The following is a 22,880-nucleotide window of genomic DNA, read 5'->3' as shown; positions in this document are numbered from 1 at the left end:
CTAGACTTCATTTTATAGCGTTGTTGAATACACTTATTGATTTTGCAGATGATTTTGATCAATCATCTCTTTCGCATTTTGACGTGTTAATTTTGTGACGCTCGCGCCAGATATCATTCTTGCTACTTCATCAATTCTTTCTTCTCCTGTAAGTTCTTTAATTTGAGTTGTGGTCCTATCATGATGAGCTGCCTTACTAATCAGTAAATGATGGTCACTCATTGTAGCAACTTGTGGTAAATGAGAAATACAAATTACTTGAATATGCTGAGCTAAATCTTTCATTTTTTCAGCCATTTTCTGAGCGGCTTGACCCGAAACACCTGAATCTACTTCATCAAAAAGTATTGCTGTTTGTCCTCTTGATTTAACAAAAATAGATTTAAGTGCAAGCATAATCCTAGAAAGTTCCCCACCAGACGCTATTTTATTTAAACTTTTAAGTGGTTCTCCTTTGTTAGGACTAATTAAAAACTCTACATATTCAATACCTTCACGATTAGGCTGTTCTAAAGGTTGAAATGAAATTTCTAAATTGGCATCCTTCATTTGAAGATTCTGTATTTCATCAACAATATGGTCACGAAGTGTTTGAGCTACAATTCTCCTCTGTTGTGATAATTGTTGACCTATCTCCATAATTTCATTGTAGAGTGTATCAATTTCATCTCTCAATTGCGAGGTACTCTCTTCGTAATTCTCTATTTTATTAATTTCATTTTCTAACTTATCTTGGTAAGTGATTAGTTCATTAACATCTTTACCATATTTTCTTTTAAGATTGTTTAAGACATTCATTCTTTCTTCTAATTCATTAAGATATTGTTCATCAAATTCTGTATTCGTTATTTCATCGTATAGCTGATGTTTGGCATCCTCTAATGTATAGTAAAATTGATCAACATCTTCTTTTAAACGATCATATTTATCAGGTAAAATTTCGCTTACTGACTGCAATTGATTACTCAATTCATATAAGCGATCTGTAATTGCGTGTTCATCTGTTAAAGTGAGGTGAGCGTTATTCAATGCTAAGCTTAAATTTTCAGAGTTTTGAATTCGCTTGATGTCAGCTTCTAGCTTATCCACTTCCCCATCAATTAATTGTGCTTCTTTAATTTCTTCATGTTGAAATTTAAGCAAGTCCAGTCTTTGAAGTAACGCTTGGTCTGCTGTTTCTAAATCTTCAAGTTCTTTCTTTTTGGCTTTATATTTATCAAAAGTCATAACATAAGTACTTAATATTGATGCATACGTATCTTCAGCATAATTATCAAGTAACTGTAAATGATATTTTTGTTTGAGCAGAGATTGCGTCTCATGCTGTCCATGAATATCTAATAATTCTTGCATGATTTTCCTTAAATCATGCAATGTTACGATTTGGTTATTGATTCTACAAATACTCTTGCCTGAACTAAATATTTCTCTTTTTACTAATAAGAAGTCTTCATCTACATCTATTGATAAATCATGTAAAAGTGAAATAGCCTCTTTACTTTCATCAATATCAAAAACGCCCTCAATAACAGCTTTTTTTTCACCATGTCTTACATAATTAGAAGAAGCACGCATTCCAATTAATTGGCCAATAGCATCGATGATGATTGATTTTCCTGAACCAGTTTCACCGCTTAAGACGGTTAAACCGTCGCCAAAGTGTATTTCCAGCTCATCAATGATTGCAAATTGTTTAATGGATAAGGTCTGCAACATCCCTAAATCACTTCCTTATATTTATAATAAATTAAAGATGCGTGTTTTAATATTTTCACTTGCTGTTTCGTCTCTACAAATAATTAGACATGTATCGTCTCCACAAATTGTTCCTAGGACTTCTTCCCAGTCAATTTGGTCTAAAATTGCACCAATAGACTGTGCGTTACCTGGTAATGTTTTTAATACTAATAAATTTCCTGTGCCATCGATATTAACGAAAGAATCCATTAAATAACGCCCTAATTTTTCTAGAGGATGATATTTTCTATCATTAGGTAAACTGTAAACATATTGTCCAGCTGGAGTTGGGACTTTTATGAGTTGAAGTTCTTTAATATCTCTGGATACGGTAGCTTGTGTCACATTCAATTCATATTCATTTAAACGTTTTACTAATTCATCTTGAGTTTCTATTTTTTCATTTGAGATTATTTCTCGTATTTTTATATGTCTTACTGATTTCTTAGCCATGTAATACACCTCTGTAAACGAATATTTATACATTGATTTTAACACATGGCTTTTAATACTACTACTAAAGTTCATCTGTAATTTTACTCAGCACAAACTGTTATTACGCATATTATTGGTGGATAGAGGTGTTTATTAACGAGATAAAAGTACCATAAGCACACTGAATTTTAGGAATTTTTAGAAAATTGATGAATAATTATTAAATCATTTATAAATTACAAACAATAAAAAACCATACTACATTGACGCAGTATGATTTTTACTTGATGGATATGTGTTTAAAGCAAACATATCTTTGATTATAAATGATTGCATATCAAACGTTTTAAGACTCTCTGTTATTGAAAAGTTGTATAATAGCCTCTAAATTTTCTGTATTGTAATGGTCAGGTAATTGAGCCAGACATTGATGTGCCGCTTGGGTATGGTATGCTAATTTATCTTCGGCACCACTACGCCCTAATAATGATACATATGTACTTTTATCATTTTCAATATCACTACCTACTGCTTTACCTAATTTTTGTTCATCACCATAGATATCAAGCAAATCATCTTTAATTTGAAACATTAACCCTAAGTGCTCACTATATTGTTCTAAAGCAGTAGCCACTAGGGTTTCTGGTTCAGCAATGTCAACTGCTGCCATTACAGCGAATTTGAGTAATGCACCTGTTTTAGCATTGTGAATTTGTTCTAGCGTAGTAAGATCAATTGCCGAACCTTCACTTTGCATATCTAATGTTTGACCACCAACCATACCTAAATGTCCACTAGAAAATGATAAGCGTCGGATAAGTTTAACTTTAATAGCATCATCCAGTGTCGTATCATTTATAATCACATCAAATGCTTTAGTTAATAATGCGTCACCAGCTAAAATTGCTTTCCACTCACCAAACACTTTATGATTTGTGAGTTTCCCTCTACGGTAATCATCATCATCCATAGCCGGCAAATCATCATGTATCAGCGAATACGTATGAATCATTTCTAAACCAAGCGCTGATGAAAACCCTAATTTATAATCATTGGATAACATATCTAAAGTTAAAAGTAATAACACAGGTCTAATTCTTTTACCACCTGCATTTAATGAATAACGCATACTCTCTTCTAAATTAGTATCAAGTAAAGATTCTTCTATCGATGTCGCAAGTAGCTGATTAATTTCTTCTGTTAAATGATTAATCTTTTGATTCATCGTTATCTACTTCTTTCTCGGCATCATCGTCAGATATGAGTTCGTTTACTTTTTTTTCAGCGTCTTTCAAAGTTTCATCGCAAGTAGCTGATAATTTCATCCCACGTTGATATAAATTTAAAGATTCTTCTAACGATACATTTTCGTTATCGAGTTTTTGAACAATATCTTCTAGTTCTTTCATCATTTCTTCAAAACTTTGTGTATTACTATTACTCATCATTACACCTTACTTTCTTAACCTGTGCATCAACAACGCCATCTTTCATTGTTAATACAATGTTATCATTTTCACTTAAATCGTTTGTACTCGTAATTACATCGTCACCTTTATTCACAATCGTATAACCGCGTAACATTGTATTCGTAGGACTTAGGTTATTTAATCCTTCCAGTTTCCTAGCCAGATCATTTTTTTGATTGATAAAATAATTATGCATGACTTTATTTAATTCATTATATCTTTGCTTTGTTATTAACTGTTCTCTGTTAATACTAGCTTTAAATTTTTTTAAATTAAACTGATTTTTCAACAATTCTAAACGTTGTTGCTCATTATTAATATTTTGATTAATTGCTAGTTTTAATTGTTTTTCCAAATCATCTCGTTTTTGTATTTGTTGGTCATACAACAATGTCGGTGTTTTAAATTTATAATAAGAGGATACATGCTCTAAGTGCTTTCGCTGTTGGTGCAAGTGTTGTCTAATAAAGCGTGTAAGCGATAAATTTGTTTGTTTTAAATATTGACGTAGTTCATGTTGATCAGGCGTTGCAATAACTGCCGCCTGTGTTGGGGTAGCAGCTCTGACATCAGCAACAAAATCGCTTAAAGTATAATCTGTTTCATGGCCGACCGCAGAAATAACTGGTGTTACACAATTATATATAGCCTTAACAACGTCTTCTTCATTAAAATTCCACAAATCTTCTATAGAACCACCACCGCGGCCGATAATAATTGTATCAACATCTAATTCATCCGCTTGTTGAATCTTATCAATAATATCGTTCTTGGCTTGAGCCCCTTGAACTAATGTATTAATTTGTATTTGTTCAGCTAAAGGGTATCTACTATTAATTGTAGTATGAATATCTCTAATAGCCGCACCAGTTCCTGCTGTTAAAACAGCTATTTTTTTAGGAAACTTAGGAATCAATTGCTTCTGACTTTGGTCAAAGAAACCTTCTTTAGTTAACTTTTTCTTAAGTTGTTCTAATTTTTGATATAAGTTTCCTACACCATCTATATGCATTTTATTAACATAAATTTGATAATTACCTCTACGCTCGTACACAGAAACACGTGCTTCCAAAAGAACTTCGTCACCTTCTTTAGGATCAAAGTCCATTTTAGAGGCATTACCTTTAAACATCATTGCACTAATGACGCTATTTTTATCTTTGACATTAAAGTATAAATGACCACTGCTGTGTTTTTTAAAGTTAGATAACTCCCCTTTAATTAACACCGACTGTAGATGCGGGTCTTGATCAAACTTATACTTTATATATTTAGTTATTGCTGAAACACTTAAATAATCTGACATATTGTATCACTCTTTTATTCAATATTGCTCAATACACCATTGATAAATTTATAATGATCATCATCGCTGAATTGTTTTGCTAATTCAACAGCTTCATTTATGATTACTTTTTGTGGTGTTGAACTATGTAACAATTCAAATGTAGACATACGTAAAATAATACGATCTGTTTTTAATAAACGTTCTAATTTCCAATCTTTTAAATGCGGTTGGATTTTTTCATCTAAAACTGTTTCGTGATCTTTAACACCTGTGACTAACCAATTAATAAATTCTAAATCTAAATCTTTATTTTCTTCTTTAATGAAACTAATCGCTTCTTCAATTGTTAAATCACTATTCATCATTTCAAGTTGAAATAGAGTTTGAAAGGCTTGCATTCTAGATTCTTTTCGACTCATTATAAACTCCTTCAAGCATTGTATTATTTGTAAATCATCAGTGAAGTAAATGCTATATAATCATTATATACTGTTACTTCACTCAATGAATTTAAAGTAAATTTGCTTTATTTAATTTTAATTTTCTGGTTCTATATGTGTAATATGGACATTGATTTGACTTGGTTCTATTGTAGTCATTGTTGTTAAAGAGTTGAAAATAGCTTGTTGTATATTTTTGGCAGTAGCGGATATATTAACTCCGTAGCTTAAAGCACAATATACATCAATAAAAATACCATTTTCTCTAGCATCAACTTTTACGCCTTTATTGAGTTGCTTTTTACTAATACTCTCAATATCCGTATCTCGTAATGCTTTAAAGTGACCTTGTATGCCTTTAACTTCTGCTGTTGCAATACTAGCTATAACTGCCAATACTTCCGGCGCTATCTCTATTTTTCCCAAGTTGGAATGTGAGGTTTCAGAAACTTTGACCATGTCACACGCCTCCTATTCAGTTTGTTCATCCATAATATTATAAGTTTCTAAAAACTTAGTATTAAACTCTCCGCTTCTAAAAATACCATTATTTAATAGGCGGATATGGAATGGAATTGTAGTATCAATACCTAATACTAAAAATTCATTTAATGCACGCAAACCTGTCATAATGGATTCGTCTCTAGTTGGTTCATGAACGATTAATTTTGCTACCATAGAATCATAATATGGCGGGATCGTATAATTAGTATAACATGCAGATTCAATTCTGACTCCAAAACCACCTGGAGCTAAATATTGTGTAATCTGTCCTGGAGATGGCATGAAATTCTTATATGGGTTCTCCGCGTTAATTCGGAATTCAATAGCATGTCCGTTGATTTGAATATCTTGTTGTTTGAACGGTAATTTTTCACCCATAGCAACTTTTAGTTGCAATTTCACTAAGTCTATTCCTGTTACCATTTCTGTTACCGGATGCTCTACTTGGATTCGAGTGTTCATTTCCATAAAGTAGAAGTCATTAGTATTCAAATCATAAATAAATTCTATTGTACCTGCGTTTTCATAGTTAACAGCTTTTGCAGCTCTTACAGCCGCGTTACCCATTTCTTGGCGTTGCTCTGCCGATAATATAGGTGATGGCGCTTCTTCCACAAGCTTTTGCATACGACGTTGAATTGTACAATCACGTTCTCCTAAATGTACAACATTACCATAGCTATCGCCAATCACTTGTATTTCGATATGTCTAAAGTTTTCTATGAATTTTTCTAGATAAAGCCCACCATTACCAAATGCTGTTTCAGCCTCTTGCTGGGTCATTTTAAAGCCAGTTTCTAATTCTTTTTCATCTCTAGCTACGCGGATGCCTTTCCCACCACCACCAGCTGTTGCTTTGATGATAACTGGATAACCAATCTTGTTGGCAATATTTTTAGCGTCTTGAATGTCAACGACTAAACCTTCACTACCTGGAACAACTGGTACTTCTGCACGTTTCATTTCTTCTTTAGCTACATCTTTAATACCCATTTTTTGAATGGATTCATAACTTGGGCCGATAAATTTCAGTTGACATGCATCACACAATTCTGCAAAATCGCCATTTTCAGCTAAAAATCCGTATCCTGGATGGATACCATCACAACCCGTAGAAGTAGCGATAGACAATATGTTTGGGATATTAAGATAAGAATCTTTGGATTGAGTCGGACCAACGCAATATGCTTCATCAGCAATTTGAGTATGTAATGCGTCTTTATCTCCTTCTGAGTAGATGGCCACAGTTTGTATTCCTAAGTCATGACATGCACGAATGATTCTTACCGCAATTTCTCCTCTATTTGCAATTAAAATTTTATTCATTATTTCACCTTAAATAACGGTTGGCCATACTCTACCATTTGACCGTCTTCTACTAAAATTTCAGTAATTTCTCCAGTTACTTCGGCTTGTATTTCGTTAAATAGTTTCATTGCTTCTAAAATACATACAGTAGATTCATTAGTAACGGAATCACCTACTTGTACATAAGCACTTTCTTCTGGAGAAGGAGATTTATAAAATGTTCCAACCATCGGCGCGTTTATTGTTTGTGAATCATCTGCAGCACTACTTTTTTGCGTATTGTCTGGTTCTTGCGTTCCAACAGGAGCTGATGCTACACCTTGTTGAGTTGCAACTTGTTGCATTGGTTGTTGATTAATTTGTGGTGTGATTATTTCAGTTTCTTTTTCTTTTTTTAAATTAACGACATTACCTTTATCTTCTATATTAATTTCAGTCAAGCTAGATTGATCAAGAATTTCTATTAATTCTTTAATTTCTTTAAAATTCATAAATTCTGACTCCTTTAGATTGTTATCATTTACCTATTTTATTTTACTTTAGTGAAATGTTCAATTCAAGCATATACATACTTTCTATAATAAAGAGATTATCTTAAATAGCGTTCTATTTATAAATGTTTCGTTAATTTTACTGTTAACGTTAACAAATATTATTATATTTGGTCTTACTGTCGTTTTGATTTAGTGATATATATGACAACCTGGAGTAGTTTATTTCAATCGTTACTTTGGAATTTATCAACATATATCAGTAGGTCGTAATGAAGAAATATCTATTATGACGCGTCTTTATTATAATAGTTGTTTATCAATTTAAACATATGTCACTTTTAGAAAGATTGCCATAAAATAAAAACCTTTCCAAAACACATGTAATTGGAAAGGTTTAATACTCTTACTATTAACTCAAAGCGCTAACCAAATATTCAAATAAACTTTATGATTACGCTCTTGAAATGTAACTACCGTCACCTGTGTTAATTAAAAGTACGTCACCTTCGTTAACAAACAAAGGTACGTTTAATGAATAACCAGTTTCAACTGTTGCGGATTTAGTCGCCCCGTTAGCAGTATCACCTTTGATACCAGGTTCAGTTTCTGTAACTTTAAGTTCAACTGTTTTAGGTAATTCAATACCAATTGTTTCACCTTCATAAGTTTGAATTTGAACTTCCATATTAGCTTTTAAATATTTCAATTCATTTTCTAAGTAATCTTCTGGTAGCTCAGTTTGATCAAAAGTTTGATTGTCCATAAATACATGTACATCTCCGTCAGCATAAAGGTATTGCATACGACGATTTTCAATCATTGCTGGCTCAACTTTTTCACCAGCTCTAAAAGTTTTTTCTTGAATCGCACCAGTTCTTAAGTTACGTAATTTTGAACGTACAAATGCTGATCCTTTACCTGGTTTTACATGTTGGAAGTCTATAACTTTCCAAATTGCATTATCTACAGATATTGTTAAGCCTGTTTTAAAATCATTCACCGAAATCATTCAGTTTCCTCCTCGATTATAAGGTCTTCTATAAAATAATAAGGTTTTTAGAGCATTTAGTAAAGCATTCACAGCCATTTTCTGTAATTAAAATATCATCTTCTATACGAACGCCGCCTAAACCATCTAAATAAATGCCGGGTTCAATTGTAACACAGTTGTTAATTTCTAATTTAGACTCAGATTTTTTCGATAAATTAGGCCCTTCGTGAACATCTAAACCGATGCCATGTCCTAATGAATGACCAAACGCATCACCATATCCTTGTGACGCTATATAATCTCTAGCCACAGCATCTAATTGTTTTCCTGTAACCCCCTTTTTAGCCGCCGCTATACCTTTCATATTAGCTTCTAATACTATATTATATATTTCTTTAAGTTTAGGGTCTGGTTCACCAATTGCGAACGTACGTGTTATATCTGAAGAATATCCTTTATAATAAGCTCCAAAATCTAAAGTGATGAGTTCACCTTTATTAATAACTTTTTCGCTGGCAACACCATGTGGCAAAGCTCCTCTATGTCCAGATGCAACAATCGTGTCAAAAGAAGTACCTTCAGCACCAAGTTCTAATAACTTACTTTCTAATTTCGCTTTAAGTTGTTGCTCTGTCATGCCTGCTCGTGCAACTGTTAAAATATATTCATATGTTTCATCTACTATTTCGGAAGCTTTTTGTATAAGTTCAATTTCAGAATCATCCTTAACCTCTCTGATCTTTTCAATCAATCCTGAAATACTTATTAAACTGATATATGACTTACTTAATTGTAAATAGGTATCATAGCTCACAAGATGACCTTCAAACCCCACATTTTGCACATCTAAACTTTCTAGTTGTGCTTTCACCTCATCGATTAAAGCTCCGCTTTGTTTGACAATTTCAAATTCTGGCGCCTGAGAAGTGGCTTGCTCTATGTATCTAAAATCTGTAATTAATAATTTATGCTCTTTTGTAATAATTAGTGCACCACTTGTGCCTGTAAAACCTGATAAATATCTTCTATTAAAATCTGTTAACACTACTACAGCTTCTAAATGTTTTGCTTCTAAGGCAGAATTTAGTTTTTCTATTCTAGTCATCTGTCTTCCTCCTATTCAATTAATTTGTACATTTTCCTTATATACATTAAAATGATAGCATATATATAATAAAAAATTATAGTTTTTGAATTAGGAGAATATATAATGAAGAAAAAAATTGTAGCTATAATTAGTGCTTCATGCTTATTAGTTGGTTGTGGGAGTCAAAATTTAGGTCCATTAGAAGAAAAAACAACCAAACTACGTGATGATAATCATAAACTAAAAAGTAATATTCAGGACTTAAAGCAAAATATCAGTAAAGAAAAAACGAATCTGAATTCTTTACAGAAAGATAAAGACAATTTAAGTAAAGCCAAAAGTAATAAAAAGAAAGTTACAAATTTGAAAGCAGCTTCTACATATTACCAAAATATAGCAAAAGCACTCGATCAATATAATCAGATTGAAAGTGATGTCACGCAAAACAAAGGTAATAAGGAGATCCAAAACAAACTCACTGATATTACGAATAAGATCGACACTGCAAAAACAACATATAGTAACGATATCGATAAAGAAAAAATGAGTGCAGATGACAAAGCAAAAAACAAAAATATTAGTAAATTAAATAAAGAACTTAACTCTGCAATGTCAGATATTCGTGATGGCTATAATGCTAAAGATCAGAAAAAGATTGAAAAAGGCCAAAAATCATTATCATCAATTAGTATGACAAATGGATAAAGGTAACAATTAAATAGGAGTGTTAGAAGTGAAACAGGTTTTATTTTATATAGTGATTGCGATCGCTATAGTAGGCTTAGTACTTAATTTAGATGCGTTTTTATTTAGCTTTGTGAGTATGGCAATTAGTTTCGCAATTTTTGCAGGAATTATATATTTAATATACTATTTCTTCTTTTTAACAGAAGATCAGAGGAAATATAAACGCGCACAAAGAAAATATAGAAAACAAAATAAAAAAAGATAAGCAATATCATATAAAAAGTGGTCGAAGTCATGTATACTTCGACCACTTTTTATAATGTCACACATTTTTATAACATCTTTATTTACGATAGTTCCATTCATCAGCTTTATATTTCTCAGTCAATTCCTTGATTTCATTCTGTTGTTGTTGTGTTAATTCAAGCGGCTTAAAATCTATATTCAGCCCTTTTCTAAATCCTTCTTCAAAAGCCACTTCCATATCTTCAATAGTGATATGACGATTAGAAATATCATTGATGGCAACAGCTTTTTCTACAAACGCTTGTTTCATTTTATCTTTCAGACGGTCATTTTTAAATTTAAACATATCGAACAAATCATCTACATCTACATCTTGAAGCAGTGAGCCATGTTGAAGAATAACGCCTTTTTGACGTACTTGAGCACTACCAGCGATTTTTCTACCTTCTACAACTAACTCATACCAACTCGGCGCATCAAAGCACACTGCACTTCGAGGCTGCTTTAATTTGTCTCTTTCTTCTTTAGAACGAGGAATAGCAAAGTATGTATCGAAACCCAACAATTTGAATCCTTCTAACAATCCCTCCGAAATAACTCTATACGCTTCTGTAACGGTAGACGGCATGTCCGGATGTGATTCTGGAACAATAACACTATATGTAAGTTCCTTATCGTGTAGCACCCCTCTGCCACCCGTTTGACGTCTAACCATGCCATAACCTTTTTCTTTTACTTTCTCAATATCTATTTCTTTAGTCAGTCTTTGAAAATAACCAACAGATAAAGTTGCAGGATTCCATGTGTAGAACCTTATTACTGGGTCAATTTCACCTCTTGATACGAAATTGAGTAACGCTTCATCCATTGCCATATTATAATATGGATCATTACTTCCTGTATTTATAAAATTCCATGTCTCAGTCACACTAAAAACTCCAATCGAAAAATTAAATTGTTATAATTGCTATTTTATGTTATCGTTTGCAATAATTGTCAAGTTTGTCAGCATTACCTTGAGTATCAGAATAAAATATTTTGATAAATTGTGCTAACAGTCTTATAATATATAATATCGGTTAATTAGGGAGGATGCAAGATGAGTAATTTTTGGTTTATAGCGTTAGCAGTTTTAATAATAATCATCGCTTACATGCTAATCAATTATCTTCTTAACAAGAGAGCAGTCACAGAATTAAACCAAAATGAATTCCATAATGGTTTGCGCAAAGCTCAAGTTATTGATGTAAGGGAAAAGGTTGATTATGAATACGGACACATTAATGGTGCTCGTAACATTCCAATCACTATGTTTAAACAGAGATATCAAGGTTTGAGAACAGATCAACCTATATACCTTTGTGATGCCAATGGAATTTCCAGTTATCGTGCCGCTCGTACGTTAAAGAAAAATGGTTATACAGACATTTACATGTTAAAAGGCGGTTACAAAAAATGGACTGGTAAAATTAAGTCAAAAAAATAAATTATATCAATTTATTATAATTGAATGATACATGACGATAGTATTACAGTCTAATAGCGATAGATTTCCTAGTAAAATGGAAATCTATCGCTTTTTGTTATACATGGCTGTATTTTCAGCTGAACAATGTATCTCATACCATTATCCTAAACTAAACCAACTCAAACAGGGTGTATTCAGTTGAAGATTGAATACACCCTGTTTGATTAGGATTAAAAATATATAGAGTTAAACCATCATTCTTTTTCAGAACGTAAATTTTCAAATTTCAGTATTGGTTGACGTGCAGCTTTCGTCTCATCTAAACGATCAATAATTGTCGTGTGAGGCGCTTCTAGTACCTTGTCTGGATCCTCTTTTGCTTCATTAGCAATTTGAATCATTGTATCGCAAAAGTGATCTAACGTCTCTTTAGATTCCGTTTCTGTTGGTTCTATCATCATACCTTCCTCAACATTTAAAGGGAAATATATTGTAGGTGGATGAACACCAAAATCTAATAAGCGTTTCGCCATATCTAATGTACGTACACCATGCTCTTTTTGTTTAGAACCACTAAGTACAAATTCATGTTTGCAATATTGTTCATAAGGAATTTCAAAATGATCTTTCAAACGTGCTTTAATATAGTTTGCATTCAAAACAGCCGCTTCCGATACTTCTTCTAAACCTTTATTACCCATTGAACGTATATAAGTGTATGCTCTTAAGTAAATCCCGAAATTACCATAAAATGGTTTGACGCGACCAATTGAATTTTCAATATCATTATCATATTTAAATTCATTATTTTCTTTAATGACCATCGGCTTTGGTAAATAACTAGCAAGTTCTTTTTTTACGCCTACCGGTCCAGATCCAGGACCTCCGCCGCCATGTGGTCCTGTAAATGTTTTGTGTAAATTTAAATGAACTGCATCAAATCCCATGTCCCCTGGTCTAACTTTATCCATAATTGCATTCAGATTTGCGCCATCATAGTAAAGTAAGCCACCAGCTTCATGAACAATGTTACGTATTTCCATAATGTTCTTTTCGAAAATACCTAATGTATTAGGATTTGTAAGCATAATTGCAGCGGTATTGTCATTTACTACGCGTTTTAAATCATCTATGTCAACTTCACCGCGCTCATTTGACTTCACTGTAACTGCTTTAAATCCTGCAAAAGCAGCAGATGCTGGATTAGTGCCATGTGCTGAATCAGGTACGATAACTTCATCTCGATGCCCTTCTCCAATTTTTGCATGATATGCTTTAAAAATCATTAAAGCAGTCCACTCACCGTGTGCACCTGCAGCAGGCTGTAAAGTAACTTCATCCATTCCTGTAATTTCTTTTAACTCTTCTTGTAAGCTATAAATAATTTCTAGCGATCCTTGAACTTGTGATTCATCTTGCAATGGGTGTGACTCAGCAAACCTAGGTATTCTAGCAATCTTTTCATTTATTTTCGGATTATATTTCATTGTACATGAACCCAATGGATAAAAACCTGAATCTACACCAAAGTTTTTATTAGAAAGTTCTGTATAATGGCGAACTAAATCTAATTCTGATACTTCAGGCAATTCTGCTTTGTTTTTTCGAATAAATTTTTCATCTAATAAATGCTTGACTGCATCATTTTCAATTTCCTTTTTAGGTAACGAATACGCATAACGGTCTTTTTTCGAACGTTCAAAAATTAATGGACTCGATTTACTTACTACCATTTATTTCACCCGCTTTCTTCACAAATGTATCGATTTCATCTTTTGTTCTTAATTCTGTCACAGCAATGAGCATTTGGTTTTCAAATTCAGGTACAACTTCACCTAAATCAAATCCACCGATAATACCTTCATCAAGTAACGCATTATTAACTTCTTTCACAGGCTTGTCATATTTCACAACGAATTCATTAAATGATGTTTCTTCTGACACTTCAAAACCTGCTTTTTTAAATTGGTCTTTAGTATAATTAGCGTTTTCAAAATTTTGCTCAGCTATTTCATATATGCCTTGTTTTCCTAATGCAGACATACAGATAGAGGAAGCTAAAGCATTTAATGCTTGATTCGAACAAATATTTGAAGTCGCTTTATCTCGTCGAATATGTTGTTCGCGCGCTTGTAAAGTAAGTACAAACCCTCTATGCCCATCAGCATCTTCTGTTTGACCAACTAAACGACCTGGTATTTTTCTCATTAATTTCTTAGTCGTTGCAAAGAATCCACAGTGTGGCCCCCCAAATTGTGCTGGAATACCAAAAGGTTGTGTATCTCCAACAACGATATCAGCACCGAAACTACCTGGTGGTGTTAATAAACCTAATGCCAGAGGATTACTATACACAATAAATAATGCTTTTTTATTTTCTATAAATGATTGGATTTTCTCTAAGTCTTCGATTGATCCATAAAAATTAGGATATTGTACAGCAACTGCAGCTGTATCATCGTCAATTGCTTTTTCTAATTTATCTAAATCTGTAATTGTACCATCTAAATCGACTTCAACTACTTCAAATTCGTCACGTGTTTTCACATAAGTGTGCAATACTTGTAAAGCTTGATAATGCAGCGCTTTAGATACTACAATTTTATTTTTACGCGTTTGATTAAATGCTAAAATACATGCTTCAGCAAAACTTGTAATACCATCATACATTGAAGAATTTGCGATATCCATGTCAGTTAATTCACATATTAATGTTTGAAACTCAAAAATTGCCTGTAATTCGCCTTGCGAGATTTCTGGTTGATATGGTGTATATGCAGTATAAAATTCTGAGCGTGAAATCATTGCATCTACAACCGATGGCGCATAGTGATCATATACACCTGCCCCTAAGAATGATGTATGTGTCTCTTTAGTAATATTTTTACTTGCAATTCTACTCAATCGTTTAGTTAGTGTTGTTTCAGCTTCTCCATCTGGAATTGCTAATTCTCTATCTAATAATATTTCTTTCGGTACATCCCCAAAAAGTTCACTAATAGAATTTGCGCCAATTGTATTTAGCATTTCTTTTTTATCTTGTTCAGTTAATGGTATATATCGATGACTCACAGTAACACCCCTTTGAATTATTTAGTGATTTGATTTTTCTTAACAATTTTTGCTCTAACTTTTCTTTTTCTTACTTGTACGATGACTTCTTTTCCCATTTCAAAAGCTTCGCGATCAATTAAAGCTAATCCAATAGATTTGCCAGACAACGGAGATTGGGTACCAGAAGTGACTTCTCCTATTTCATTTTCTTCTGAATCATAAACGATGTAACCTGTTCTCGGTATACCTTTTTCTATCATTTCTATTCCAACAGCCCTACGTTGCGATCCATTTTCTTTTTGAACTTTCAATACTTCTTTCCCAATGAAATCAACTTCTATGAGTGGTTTAGCAGCGAAACCTATACCAGCTTCATAAGGTGAGATACTTTCATTCAAATCTTGTCCATGCAATGGTAATCCGGCTTCTAATCGTAATGTGTCTCTTGCGCCTAATCCACAAGGTTGAATATTATTTTCCAATAATTTTTCCCATAAATATGGCGTGTCTTCTGCTTTACAATAAATTTCAAATCCATCTTCACCTGTATAACCAGATTGTGAAAGAATTATATTTTTATCAAAAAACTTAACTCCTTGTTTAAAATCAAAAGGTTTCATATCTGTTACTTCAACATCAACATGCGCTTTAACAAATTCACGAGTGTTTGGTCCTTGAATTGCTAGTTGTCCATATTCATTTGAAACATTGATAACTTCAACATCAAATTCAGTTGCATGCTGCTTCATCCATTCAAAATCTTTTTCAGTATTACCTGCATTAACAACTAATAAATACGTATCTTCTTCAAGCATATATGTAATTAAATCATCAATGATGCCGCCACTTTCATTACATAATGCAGTATATTGCGCTTTGGTTGTCGTTAATTGTTCAGTATCATTCGAAAGCAAATATTGTACCAAGTGTTTGGCATCAGGGCCTTTTATAAGAATTTCTCCCATGTGACTGACATCAAATACGCCCATTTCAGTTCTTACAGCATTATGTTCTTCCTTAATACTTGAAAATTGAACTGGCATGGCCCAGCCACCAAATTCTACAATTTTAGCCCCAGCATCAACAAAGTTTTGATAAAGTGGTGTTTGTTTTAGTTCGTTAGACATGAAGAAACCTCCTAATATTTATAATAAAAAAACAGGGTAGACAACGTAGTCTACCCTGTTTAAATGTTCCAGGAATGCGTCACAATATTATCCTTTTGCCTGAGAGTTTCGTTAAACTTGCACCTTCGGCGATGGCATTATGTCATAATGAATTACAACATACCATTCTCTCTAATATTGATCATTCGCACATTAACTCTTCCATAATCACGTGTTGCAACTCTGAAAGAGGCTTATTACTATTCAATTTGATGAATGCGATTTCATTATATCTTGAAACTCTAGATGAATACAAGCTTTTTAATTCAAAAAGAGATTTATTATTCGCATTTGGTCTATTACTATCATTTTTGATTCTGTCATAGATGACTTCCAAATCACAATCTAACCAAATCACATGCTTTAAATACTTTAAAAGTTCAAAAGAATCATTTCCTTCAATGATACCACCACCCGTAGAGATGATGTCAAAACGTGAAATACATTCTTTTAAGCATTGATGCTCTAATTTTCGAAAACCACTTTCTCCATCTTGTTCAAATATTTCAGGTATTGTTTTCTGTTGTTGTTCTACAATATAGGCATCTAAATCAACATAAGAAAGGTTATTATTTTTAGCAAGATATTCACCTAATGTTGTTTTACCAGTTCCCATAAAACCTACAAGTATTAATGGGTCTAAATTATCATTTTTCAAAAATATCTTCCTTTTTAATTAATATATTAATCTGTCTATCATAATAATGTTCCAGGTTGTCTAATATTTTCAAGAACATAGTATGATGAAATAAATATGTAGCTATTAAAGATAAATATAGCATAAAAATTCCCATTACAAAAGGATATAAATAAGCTGGAATATTATAAATATATTTCTTTTTCAATGACATAACCTTCTTCAAAGATTTTCAACATTATCTTTATTGTATTAAATTTCAATATTTTAAAATTGATCGCTTTTACATTATTTAACATCGTAATATTACCTCGCCCCTGAATTGTTTTAATGACTTTATCATTTTTCAATTCATAACTTATTTCTTTTTCACCATTTGAAAACAGTAAATATTTTCCATTTGCCTTTGTATGCGTTGTCCCGCTTCTTATTGCTATTAAATCGTTAGTTAAATCTCTGGCAAAGAATTCAATTTCAGTATTTATATGATATAGGTTCTGAGGTTTTAATAATGTAGTTGTTTTAATTAAACTTGGAATAGCAGATAAAATAATAAGCGTAATCATTAGCGAAAACAGTAATTCAATATAGGTAAATGCTTTAATATTGTATTTGATAACATATCTCACTTTTAGTTTCCTTCTTTGTTATACATAATTTTTTATTACTCAGTATCAGGTAATAATCATCTACTAATATACCGTGTCTTAATGCTTTATAGTTATTATGATATAACGTATTTAATACAATACGTTTCATTTCAATTTCATTTAATTTATCCTTAGCAGTGTTATTCAATTGAAATAATAGAGGTAAAAAGATTAAGTATATACTTGTAACAAGTGAAAAGGAGATTAATGCATCTAGCAATAAAGAAGCTTCTAACTTAAACTTCTTCATAACGAGCACGACCTTTTTCAATGTGAAATATAATTTTATAAAGTTGGTCATTACATGCTATATATACAGTTCCAAATTTATTTATATGCCCATTTTTATCAAAGGTTAAATACTTTATATTAGTACGTGGATGTATAAAGCTGTTTTCTGTTAACTTTATAGTAGTCCGTGGATGATGTGGTTCATTCAAAATGATTTCTTTTGAGAAGTTATTGAAGATTAAAGTTATTGGTAAATTATCCTTTATTGCTTTAGCCTTCAAATAATTAAATTGCATGATTAAATTATTTAAAAATTTATGATTTGTATAAGTCACTGTTTGATTAGTAGGAACATACTTGAATTGTAAAATAAGTAATATACTTACAATAGCAAGTACAAACACCATTTCTATATAAGTAAATGCTTTGCTAGTTCGCAATAGCTTCACCATTACTAATTGTTATCATAGCACCTGACTTACATTGTTTCTGATTTTCTTTTATGTAACCTTCAGTGACCAAATCTTCTACAGATGTAGGTTTTTTATTGAATTTTAATGTATAAGCTTCTATTTGGCTGTCTATCATTTTAAGTTGCGCTTCACAACCTGTAGCTTGTATATGTTTAGATTGTTTTGCAATATTTGGAATAATTAAAATTAATAATAAACTGATAATGAGTAGTACTAGCAACATTTCAATTAATGTAAAAGCATCTTTGTTAAAAATTTTAAAGCGTTTTTTCATATTCCTATACTCCTTGCTTTTATTCACTTGATTGTTTGCATTAAATCAAACATAGGTAACATAATGACTAAATACAACGATACAATAAAAAAAGCTAATAACGTAAAAATACAAGGCTGTATGAATTTTATAAGAAATTGAAGATATTTTTCTATTTTAGATAATATCATTTCACTGTATAGTTTCAATTCAATATCAAGTCGTCCTTTCTTTTCCCCTTCTTTTATAAATGAAATAAGTTCTTTTTCAAAACAAGATACACGAGTCAGTATTTCACTAAGGTTATACCCTTTTTGCGTTCCAATTTTAATTTCATTTGCTAAATATTTTAAAAATACATCATCACTTTGATGCGTATATATATCCACTATTTTTTGTAAATTAATACCATTTTTATAGAACAAAGAAAATTCTGAAGCAATACGGTACGTCTTATAAAGTTTAAATATTTTACTTAATATAGGGATAGTTAAAACTAATTGATGCTTATATTTTATTGGCAATTTACGGTATAGGATTTTTACTATTACAATAACCAATAATATCATGAATATAAAATAGCATATGATAGAAGGTAAATTAACAATAGTTTGAGTTAAATAAAGTTGGACAGTTGATATTTGAACATCCATACTTTCATATAAGTCGTGAAATTCCGGAATGATGGTATGATTTATGACTACAAGCATAGTTATAAATACTGTCATTAATACTACAGGATATTGCACAGTCTTGATTAATGATTGTTTTGCTTTATAATTTTTAGCAAGATAATCTTGCGCGTACATTAAGCTTTCTCTTAAATCACTAAACATTTCAGCAAAATATATTAGCATGACAACAGTATTAGGATACTTTAGTATTTTTAGTATTTGATAACAATTTGCTCCATTTCTTAATTCCGAAAGAATAGTTTGTGAGACTAATGAAGACTTTATCTTTATATGTTTAATTAAAAATTCAAATGATTCCGACAAGGTAAATCCATAATTCAGCAAGTCATATAACCTGTGTATTAATTCTATTTGCTCCTTATCATTAAGCTTCTGAAATCTTGATAAGTTAAATATATCGATCCACGGTTTCTTCACAAATAACACCTGCTCTCGACATTCCGTTTAAATAATAAGATAACTTATTAAAATCTTTAGGTAATGAGTGATTGTTTTCAAAAAAATAATTAATATCTTGTTGGTTTAGCTGTTCATATATTAACTGTCTATTATGTTGCAAAGTGGTAACTAGCCTTTGGTTAATGATACTTTTTATAGATTGGCAGATTTCCTGAACACTGATATTCATTTCTCTTAACCTTAATAAAGCGCCTTTACAATCATTAGCATGAATTGTTGATAGTACTAAATGTCCACTTAAACTCGCTTGAATAACATATTTCGCTATGGAAGCATCTCTTATCTCACCAATAAGAATCACATCTGGATCACACCTTAATATCGCTTTAAAAGAAGTTTCGTAATTAATACCTGCCTTTTCATTTATTGAAACCTGTGTCACACCTTTGATCAATTGCTCTACAGGGTCTTCAACCGTGATAATATTTAAGTCTAATTGTTCTTTTGCATACATTACCATGTGATACATTAACGTACTTTTTCCTGATCCAGTAGGACCACTAAATAAAATAAGCCCTTGCTTCTTATTCATTAAACTATACAAGCTTTTAATACTGCTACCGTGACTTTGCTTTTGAAAATACTGAGGGATGATTCTAATTACACAGCTTTCATTTCCTAAAGATAAAGGTAATGTCGAGATTCTTAAGTAAAATAATTGTTTCATTTTGTAAATGTATCTTCCACTTTGTGCTGTATTATGATTGGAAACATCTAATCCAGCTTGATATTTCATATAAGTGAGTAACTTTTTATAAAGTTCTAGTTGAATCGTGTCCTGTAATATTAAATTGTCTTGTATTCTAAACTTAATATAGACCTCTTGCTCAGAAGGAATGAAATGAACATCTGTCGCCTCCCTATCTATTGCTTTATTAATTACGTTTTTAAACAATAGCTTCAAAAAATCACCTCCTACATTTATACACGTAGGAGGTGATGAAATTACTTTATATAAAATTATATTATTTAATACTTAACTGTTAAGCTTAATAGGTTTGGGCTCGGTATACGGTCATAAAGTAGAGCTAGTAAGGTTAACCATGTAAATAAGGATTTAATTGCTCATCTTCAACGGTTGTATAATCTCCATGCCCTGGGAATAGTGGTAAATCATCTTCAAGCGCAAACAATTTATCTTGTATCGCATCTACTAATGTCTCATAATCGCCTTTATATAAATCCGTTCTACCAATACCTTGTTTAAATAAAGTATCTCCAACCACTGCAAATTCATCAAATACAAATGTTAAACTACCAGGAGAATGACCGGGTGTATGTAATACTTGAAATTCAAAGTTTGCAACCTGCGCTTGTCCTTCATCTAAAGCTGTCGGAGTAACGTTACTAACAATTGACGGCATCCCATATTGTTTAAATTTCGAAGAACCATTTTTTTCAGTATCAGTTAAAAAATCAAATTCTGATTTATGCATATATACAGGAACATGATATTTATTAACAATATCATCTAAAGCGCCTATATGATCAAAATGCGCATGTGTCAATAACACTGCTTGTAATGGTTTATTGATTTGATTTAACTTTTTAATGATTCGCTCGCTTTCACTAGCTGGATCTATGAGAATGACTTGCTCATCACTTTCGATAAAATACGTATTTGTATCAACTAGTCCTAATGTTAAACTGGAAATCCTCATTTTATTTGCCTCCATCAGTGAGATGGTCTTGCACAGCTTTAACTTTATCGTTCATCTTACGTGATTTATCACGGCGGTCATCAATTCTGATATTCGTACAAACACGATCCAATCCCTTATCAAACGGAAGTTCATGTATCGCTTGTACCACTTCAAATAAATCTTTTAATTCACCTTCTATAAGTGTATTCATAGGCGTTAATTGATAATCAATCTTGCCTTGTGCTTTAAACTCTTTTAATTTTGTTTGTATTTCTGCAATATATTTACTGACACTCGGCCCATCTGTACCTACAGGTATAACAACAACATCGACAATAGCCATTACTTAACGCCTTCCTTCTCAATAATATAAGTATAAATCAGTCCTGCTGCGCCGGTAATACCAGCATCATTTCCAAGTTGTGCTTGAACAATTTCAGTTTCATCTTGTGCTGGTGTAAATGTTAAATTATGATATTCAGTTTTGATATTTTCAATTAAAATCAATCCTGCTGTAGACATACCGCCACCTAAAACAATATATTTTGGATTACTTGTAACACTAATGATGCTACATAAGTATGCTATATAATTCGCTACACGTTCAGTAATAAAGATACAGAACTGATCGCCAGCTTTAGCTGCATCAAATACTGCTTTCGCAGAAACTTTATTATCTTTAATCAACTGCAAGATAGATGATTTAAATGTTAATTTCGGATAATAAAAATTAACCAAATTAACTACACCAGTTGCAGAAGCTACAGTTTCGATACAGCCTGACTTACCACAATTACATTTAAAACGTTGATCATGATCTACTCTAAAGTGACCAATTTCAGCACCAGAACCATTATGACCATGTACGATTTCTCCATTAGAAATAATGCCGCCACCAAGGCCTGTACCTAATGTAATCGCAACAACATCATCGGCACCTTGTCCAGCTCCTTTATGTTTTTCCCCTAATGCAGCTACATTAGCATCATTATCTACATAGACAGGACAATCTACAAATTGTTTGAATATACTTCTCACATCTACATTGTCACTCCAATATAAATTGACCGCACCATGTACAACACCTGATTCAAAGTCTACTGGACCAGGTACGCCAATACCAACGCCTAGAACATCTGAAAAAGTATATTCTGAATCATCTACTTGTTGTACGAAAGAATCGTAAATATTTTTTAAAAGTAAATATCCTGTCGAATCAGTTGTATCAGTATCTATAGTCCATTTAGATATACGCTCTAGATTTTCGTCAAAGATACCTAATTTACATGTTGTTCCACCAATATCTGCTGCTAATATAATTTTTTTCATTTATTTACTCATCCTTCTCTATTTTAAATTGGATTTTATAGTATTGCACTACAGTTTAATTAAAGCTATTAAATCAACGTTTTGAGAAGCTTTTTCTATATATACATTTCATTGCTTTTAACTGTTTTAGAATATT

Annotated in this window: 28 protein-coding genes and 1 riboswitch; of the genes, 3 read left to right on the top strand and 25 right to left on the bottom strand. The window is 31.9% G+C overall.

Going from position 1 to position 22,880, the window contains the following annotated elements:
- Positions 1-33: 33 nt before the first annotated feature.
- From recN to PYW31_RS06685, 11 genes are all read right to left on the bottom strand, one after another.
- Positions 34-1,716 carry a DNA repair protein RecN gene (recN, locus tag PYW31_RS06735; protein ID WP_046836519.1) on the bottom strand — a complete coding sequence of 561 codons (1,683 nt, stop codon included), beginning with the start codon at positions 1,714-1,716 and terminating at the stop codon, positions 34-36.
- Between the two features lie 21 nt (positions 1,717-1,737).
- Complete coding sequence (gene ahrC / locus PYW31_RS06730; RefSeq protein WP_046836520.1) at positions 1,738-2,190, bottom strand: transcriptional regulator AhrC/ArgR; 453 nt, start codon at positions 2,188-2,190, stop codon at positions 1,738-1,740.
- A gap of 328 nt (positions 2,191-2,518) precedes the next feature.
- Positions 2,519-3,397 carry a polyprenyl synthetase family protein gene (locus PYW31_RS06725; protein WP_046836521.1) on the bottom strand — a complete coding sequence of 293 codons (879 nt, stop codon included), beginning with the start codon at positions 3,395-3,397 and terminating at the stop codon, positions 2,519-2,521.
- Entirely contained in the window at positions 3,381-3,617 is a 237-nt protein-coding gene (locus PYW31_RS06720; protein WP_046836522.1) for an exodeoxyribonuclease VII small subunit, read from the bottom strand. The genes PYW31_RS06725 and PYW31_RS06720 overlap by 17 nt, the downstream gene beginning before the upstream one ends.
- A complete protein-coding gene (xseA, locus tag PYW31_RS06715; RefSeq protein WP_046836523.1) occupies positions 3,610-4,947 on the bottom strand; it encodes an exodeoxyribonuclease VII large subunit in 1,338 nt (445 codons plus the stop codon). Before xseA ends, PYW31_RS06720 begins: the two co-directional genes overlap by 8 nt.
- Before the next feature lie 14 nt (positions 4,948-4,961).
- Positions 4,962-5,348: a transcription antitermination factor NusB gene (gene nusB, locus PYW31_RS06710; RefSeq protein ID WP_046836524.1), complete on the bottom strand. Its 387-nt coding sequence runs from the start codon at positions 5,346-5,348 to the stop codon at positions 4,962-4,964.
- 117 nt (positions 5,349-5,465) lie between these two features.
- The gene (locus PYW31_RS06705) at positions 5,466-5,828 is read right to left on the bottom strand and encodes an Asp23/Gls24 family envelope stress response protein (protein WP_046836525.1); all 363 of its coding nucleotides are present in this window, start codon (positions 5,826-5,828) and stop codon (positions 5,466-5,468) included.
- Between the two features lie 12 nt (positions 5,829-5,840).
- Positions 5,841-7,199: an acetyl-CoA carboxylase biotin carboxylase subunit gene (gene accC / locus PYW31_RS06700; protein ID WP_046836526.1), complete on the bottom strand. Its 1,359-nt coding sequence runs from the start codon at positions 7,197-7,199 to the stop codon at positions 5,841-5,843.
- A complete protein-coding gene (accB, locus tag PYW31_RS06695; protein WP_046836527.1) occupies positions 7,199-7,672 on the bottom strand; it encodes an acetyl-CoA carboxylase biotin carboxyl carrier protein in 474 nt (157 codons plus the stop codon). Before accB ends, accC begins: the two co-directional genes overlap by 1 nt.
- A gap of 454 nt (positions 7,673-8,126) precedes the next feature.
- Positions 8,127-8,684, bottom strand: a complete 558-nt coding sequence (gene efp, locus PYW31_RS06690; RefSeq protein ID WP_046836528.1) for an elongation factor P — start codon at positions 8,682-8,684, stop codon at positions 8,127-8,129.
- 28 nt (positions 8,685-8,712) lie between these two features.
- On the bottom strand, positions 8,713-9,771 hold the full coding sequence (locus PYW31_RS06685; RefSeq protein WP_046836529.1) for a M24 family metallopeptidase: 1,059 nt from the start codon (positions 9,769-9,771) through the stop codon (positions 8,713-8,715).
- Between the two features lie 105 nt (positions 9,772-9,876).
- Here PYW31_RS06685 and PYW31_RS06680 point away from each other — a divergent pair, with 105 nt between their 5' ends.
- The gene (locus PYW31_RS06680; protein ID WP_046836530.1) at positions 9,877-10,458 is read left to right on the top strand and encodes a hypothetical protein; all 582 of its coding nucleotides are present in this window, start codon (positions 9,877-9,879) and stop codon (positions 10,456-10,458) included.
- Between the two features lie 28 nt (positions 10,459-10,486).
- The gene (locus tag PYW31_RS06675) at positions 10,487-10,705 is read left to right on the top strand and encodes an SA1362 family protein (RefSeq protein ID WP_046836531.1); all 219 of its coding nucleotides are present in this window, start codon (positions 10,487-10,489) and stop codon (positions 10,703-10,705) included.
- Between the two features lie 78 nt (positions 10,706-10,783).
- Here the strand turns inward: PYW31_RS06675 and PYW31_RS06670 are convergent, their stop codons facing one another.
- On the bottom strand, positions 10,784-11,614 hold the full coding sequence (locus PYW31_RS06670) for a lipoate--protein ligase family protein (RefSeq protein ID WP_046836532.1): 831 nt from the start codon (positions 11,612-11,614) through the stop codon (positions 10,784-10,786).
- A 171-nt stretch (positions 11,615-11,785) separates the two neighbouring features.
- Here PYW31_RS06670 and PYW31_RS06665 point away from each other — a divergent pair, with 171 nt between their 5' ends.
- Positions 11,786-12,172 carry a rhodanese-like domain-containing protein gene (locus PYW31_RS06665; RefSeq protein WP_046836533.1) on the top strand — a complete coding sequence of 129 codons (387 nt, stop codon included), beginning with the start codon at positions 11,786-11,788 and terminating at the stop codon, positions 12,170-12,172.
- 236 nt (positions 12,173-12,408) lie between these two features.
- Here PYW31_RS06665 and gcvPB read toward each other — a convergent pair whose 3' ends face one another.
- The 13 genes from gcvPB to PYW31_RS06600 all read right to left on the bottom strand — a co-directional run bounded on the left by gcvPB (position 12,409) and on the right by PYW31_RS06600 (position 22,744).
- Positions 12,409-13,887, bottom strand: coding sequence for an aminomethyl-transferring glycine dehydrogenase subunit GcvPB (gcvPB, locus tag PYW31_RS06660; RefSeq protein WP_046836534.1), 1,479 nt, complete (start codon positions 13,885-13,887; stop codon positions 12,409-12,411).
- Positions 13,874-15,226 carry an aminomethyl-transferring glycine dehydrogenase subunit GcvPA gene (gene gcvPA / locus PYW31_RS06655; RefSeq protein WP_046836535.1) on the bottom strand — a complete coding sequence of 451 codons (1,353 nt, stop codon included), beginning with the start codon at positions 15,224-15,226 and terminating at the stop codon, positions 13,874-13,876. The genes gcvPB and gcvPA overlap by 14 nt, the downstream gene beginning before the upstream one ends.
- A 17-nt stretch (positions 15,227-15,243) precedes the next feature.
- Positions 15,244-16,335, bottom strand: a complete 1,092-nt coding sequence (gene gcvT, locus PYW31_RS06650) for a glycine cleavage system aminomethyltransferase GcvT (RefSeq protein WP_046836536.1) — start codon at positions 16,333-16,335, stop codon at positions 15,244-15,246.
- A 77-nt stretch (positions 16,336-16,412) separates the two neighbouring features.
- A riboswitch (glycine riboswitch) is annotated at positions 16,413-16,520 on the bottom strand.
- A complete protein-coding gene (locus tag PYW31_RS06645; protein ID WP_046836537.1) occupies positions 16,517-17,032 on the bottom strand; it encodes a shikimate kinase in 516 nt (171 codons plus the stop codon). Its footprint overlaps the riboswitch before it by 4 nt.
- A gap of 164 nt (positions 17,033-17,196) precedes the next feature.
- Positions 17,197-17,577 (bottom strand): ComGF family competence protein, encoded by a 381-nt coding sequence (locus PYW31_RS06640; protein ID WP_082104711.1) that lies wholly within the window; start codon positions 17,575-17,577, stop codon positions 17,197-17,199.
- 34 nt (positions 17,578-17,611) lie between these two features.
- Complete coding sequence (locus PYW31_RS06635; RefSeq protein ID WP_046836540.1) at positions 17,612-17,911, bottom strand: hypothetical protein; 300 nt, start codon at positions 17,909-17,911, stop codon at positions 17,612-17,614.
- On the bottom strand, positions 17,898-18,341 hold the full coding sequence (gene comGD / locus PYW31_RS06630; RefSeq protein ID WP_235602285.1) for a competence type IV pilus minor pilin ComGD: 444 nt from the start codon (positions 18,339-18,341) through the stop codon (positions 17,898-17,900). Before comGD ends, PYW31_RS06635 begins: the two co-directional genes overlap by 14 nt.
- The gene (gene comGC / locus PYW31_RS06625; RefSeq protein ID WP_046836542.1) at positions 18,322-18,639 is read right to left on the bottom strand and encodes a competence type IV pilus major pilin ComGC; all 318 of its coding nucleotides are present in this window, start codon (positions 18,637-18,639) and stop codon (positions 18,322-18,324) included. Before comGC ends, comGD begins: the two co-directional genes overlap by 20 nt.
- 23 nt (positions 18,640-18,662) lie before the next feature.
- Entirely contained in the window at positions 18,663-19,730 is a 1,068-nt protein-coding gene (gene comGB, locus PYW31_RS06620; protein ID WP_046836543.1) for a competence type IV pilus assembly protein ComGB, read from the bottom strand.
- Positions 19,702-20,676, bottom strand: a complete 975-nt coding sequence (gene comGA, locus PYW31_RS06615) for a competence type IV pilus ATPase ComGA (protein WP_046836544.1) — start codon at positions 20,674-20,676, stop codon at positions 19,702-19,704. Before comGA ends, comGB begins: the two co-directional genes overlap by 29 nt.
- Before the next feature lie 133 nt (positions 20,677-20,809).
- Positions 20,810-21,433 (bottom strand): MBL fold metallo-hydrolase, encoded by a 624-nt coding sequence (locus tag PYW31_RS06610; protein WP_046836545.1) that lies wholly within the window; start codon positions 21,431-21,433, stop codon positions 20,810-20,812.
- A 1-nt stretch (position 21,434) separates the two neighbouring features.
- A complete protein-coding gene (locus PYW31_RS06605; RefSeq protein ID WP_046836546.1) occupies positions 21,435-21,758 on the bottom strand; it encodes an MTH1187 family thiamine-binding protein in 324 nt (107 codons plus the stop codon).
- Positions 21,758-22,744, bottom strand: a complete 987-nt coding sequence (locus PYW31_RS06600) for a glucokinase (protein ID WP_046836547.1) — start codon at positions 22,742-22,744, stop codon at positions 21,758-21,760. The genes PYW31_RS06605 and PYW31_RS06600 overlap by 1 nt, the downstream gene beginning before the upstream one ends.
- Between the last annotated feature and the right edge of the window lie 136 nt (positions 22,745-22,880).

This window comes from Staphylococcus succinus (assembly GCF_029024945.1).
GTDB classification, from domain to species: Bacteria; Bacillota; Bacilli; order Staphylococcales; family Staphylococcaceae; genus Staphylococcus; species Staphylococcus succinus.
The sequence above is the reverse complement of the archived record's forward strand: the minus strand, read 5'-3'. Positions and strand labels throughout refer to the sequence as shown.

What these genes read in the sequence shown, in the direction of transcription:
- PYW31_RS06705 (WP_046836525.1), bottom strand. Translation starts at nt 5,828, where the DNA reads ATGGTCAAAGTTTCTGAAACCTCACATTCCAACTTGGGAAAAATAGAG.
- PYW31_RS06600 (WP_046836547.1), bottom strand. Translation starts at nt 22,744, where the DNA reads ATGAAAAAAATTATATTAGCAGCAGATATTGGTGGAACAACATGTAAA.
- PYW31_RS06680 (WP_046836530.1), top strand. Translation starts at nt 9,877, where the DNA reads ATGAAGAAAAAAATTGTAGCTATAATTAGTGCTTCATGCTTATTAGTT.
- accC (WP_046836526.1), bottom strand. Translation starts at nt 7,199, where the DNA reads ATGAATAAAATTTTAATTGCAAATAGAGGAGAAATTGCGGTAAGAATC.
- efp (WP_046836528.1), bottom strand. Translation starts at nt 8,684, where the DNA reads ATGATTTCGGTGAATGATTTTAAAACAGGCTTAACAATATCTGTAGAT.
- accB (WP_046836527.1), bottom strand. Translation starts at nt 7,672, where the DNA reads ATGAATTTTAAAGAAATTAAAGAATTAATAGAAATTCTTGATCAATCT.
- gcvPB (WP_046836534.1), bottom strand. Translation starts at nt 13,887, where the DNA reads ATGGTAGTAAGTAAATCGAGTCCATTAATTTTTGAACGTTCGAAAAAA.
- gcvT (WP_046836536.1), bottom strand. Translation starts at nt 16,335, where the DNA reads ATGTCTAACGAACTAAAACAAACACCACTTTATCAAAACTTTGTTGAT.
- PYW31_RS06635 (WP_046836540.1), bottom strand. Translation starts at nt 17,911, where the DNA reads ATGAAGAAGTTTAAGTTAGAAGCTTCTTTATTGCTAGATGCATTAATC.
- PYW31_RS06665 (WP_046836533.1), top strand. Translation starts at nt 11,786, where the DNA reads ATGAGTAATTTTTGGTTTATAGCGTTAGCAGTTTTAATAATAATCATC.
- PYW31_RS06725 (WP_046836521.1), bottom strand. Translation starts at nt 3,397, where the DNA reads ATGAATCAAAAGATTAATCATTTAACAGAAGAAATTAATCAGCTACTT.
- PYW31_RS06720 (WP_046836522.1), bottom strand. Translation starts at nt 3,617, where the DNA reads ATGAGTAATAGTAATACACAAAGTTTTGAAGAAATGATGAAAGAACTA.
- PYW31_RS06685 (WP_046836529.1), bottom strand. Translation starts at nt 9,771, where the DNA reads ATGACTAGAATAGAAAAACTAAATTCTGCCTTAGAAGCAAAACATTTA.
- PYW31_RS06640 (WP_082104711.1), bottom strand. Translation starts at nt 17,577, where the DNA reads ATGATTACGCTTATTATTTTATCTGCTATTCCAAGTTTAATTAAAACA.
- xseA (WP_046836523.1), bottom strand. Translation starts at nt 4,947, where the DNA reads ATGTCAGATTATTTAAGTGTTTCAGCAATAACTAAATATATAAAGTAT.
- PYW31_RS06605 (WP_046836546.1), bottom strand. Translation starts at nt 21,758, where the DNA reads ATGGCTATTGTCGATGTTGTTGTTATACCTGTAGGTACAGATGGGCCG.
- ahrC (WP_046836520.1), bottom strand. Translation starts at nt 2,190, where the DNA reads ATGGCTAAGAAATCAGTAAGACATATAAAAATACGAGAAATAATCTCA.
- comGC (WP_046836542.1), bottom strand. Translation starts at nt 18,639, where the DNA reads ATGAAAAAACGCTTTAAAATTTTTAACAAAGATGCTTTTACATTAATT.
- nusB (WP_046836524.1), bottom strand. Translation starts at nt 5,348, where the DNA reads ATGAGTCGAAAAGAATCTAGAATGCAAGCCTTTCAAACTCTATTTCAA.
- recN (WP_046836519.1), bottom strand. Translation starts at nt 1,716, where the DNA reads ATGTTGCAGACCTTATCCATTAAACAATTTGCAATCATTGATGAGCTG.
- PYW31_RS06610 (WP_046836545.1), bottom strand. Translation starts at nt 21,433, where the DNA reads ATGAGGATTTCCAGTTTAACATTAGGACTAGTTGATACAAATACGTAT.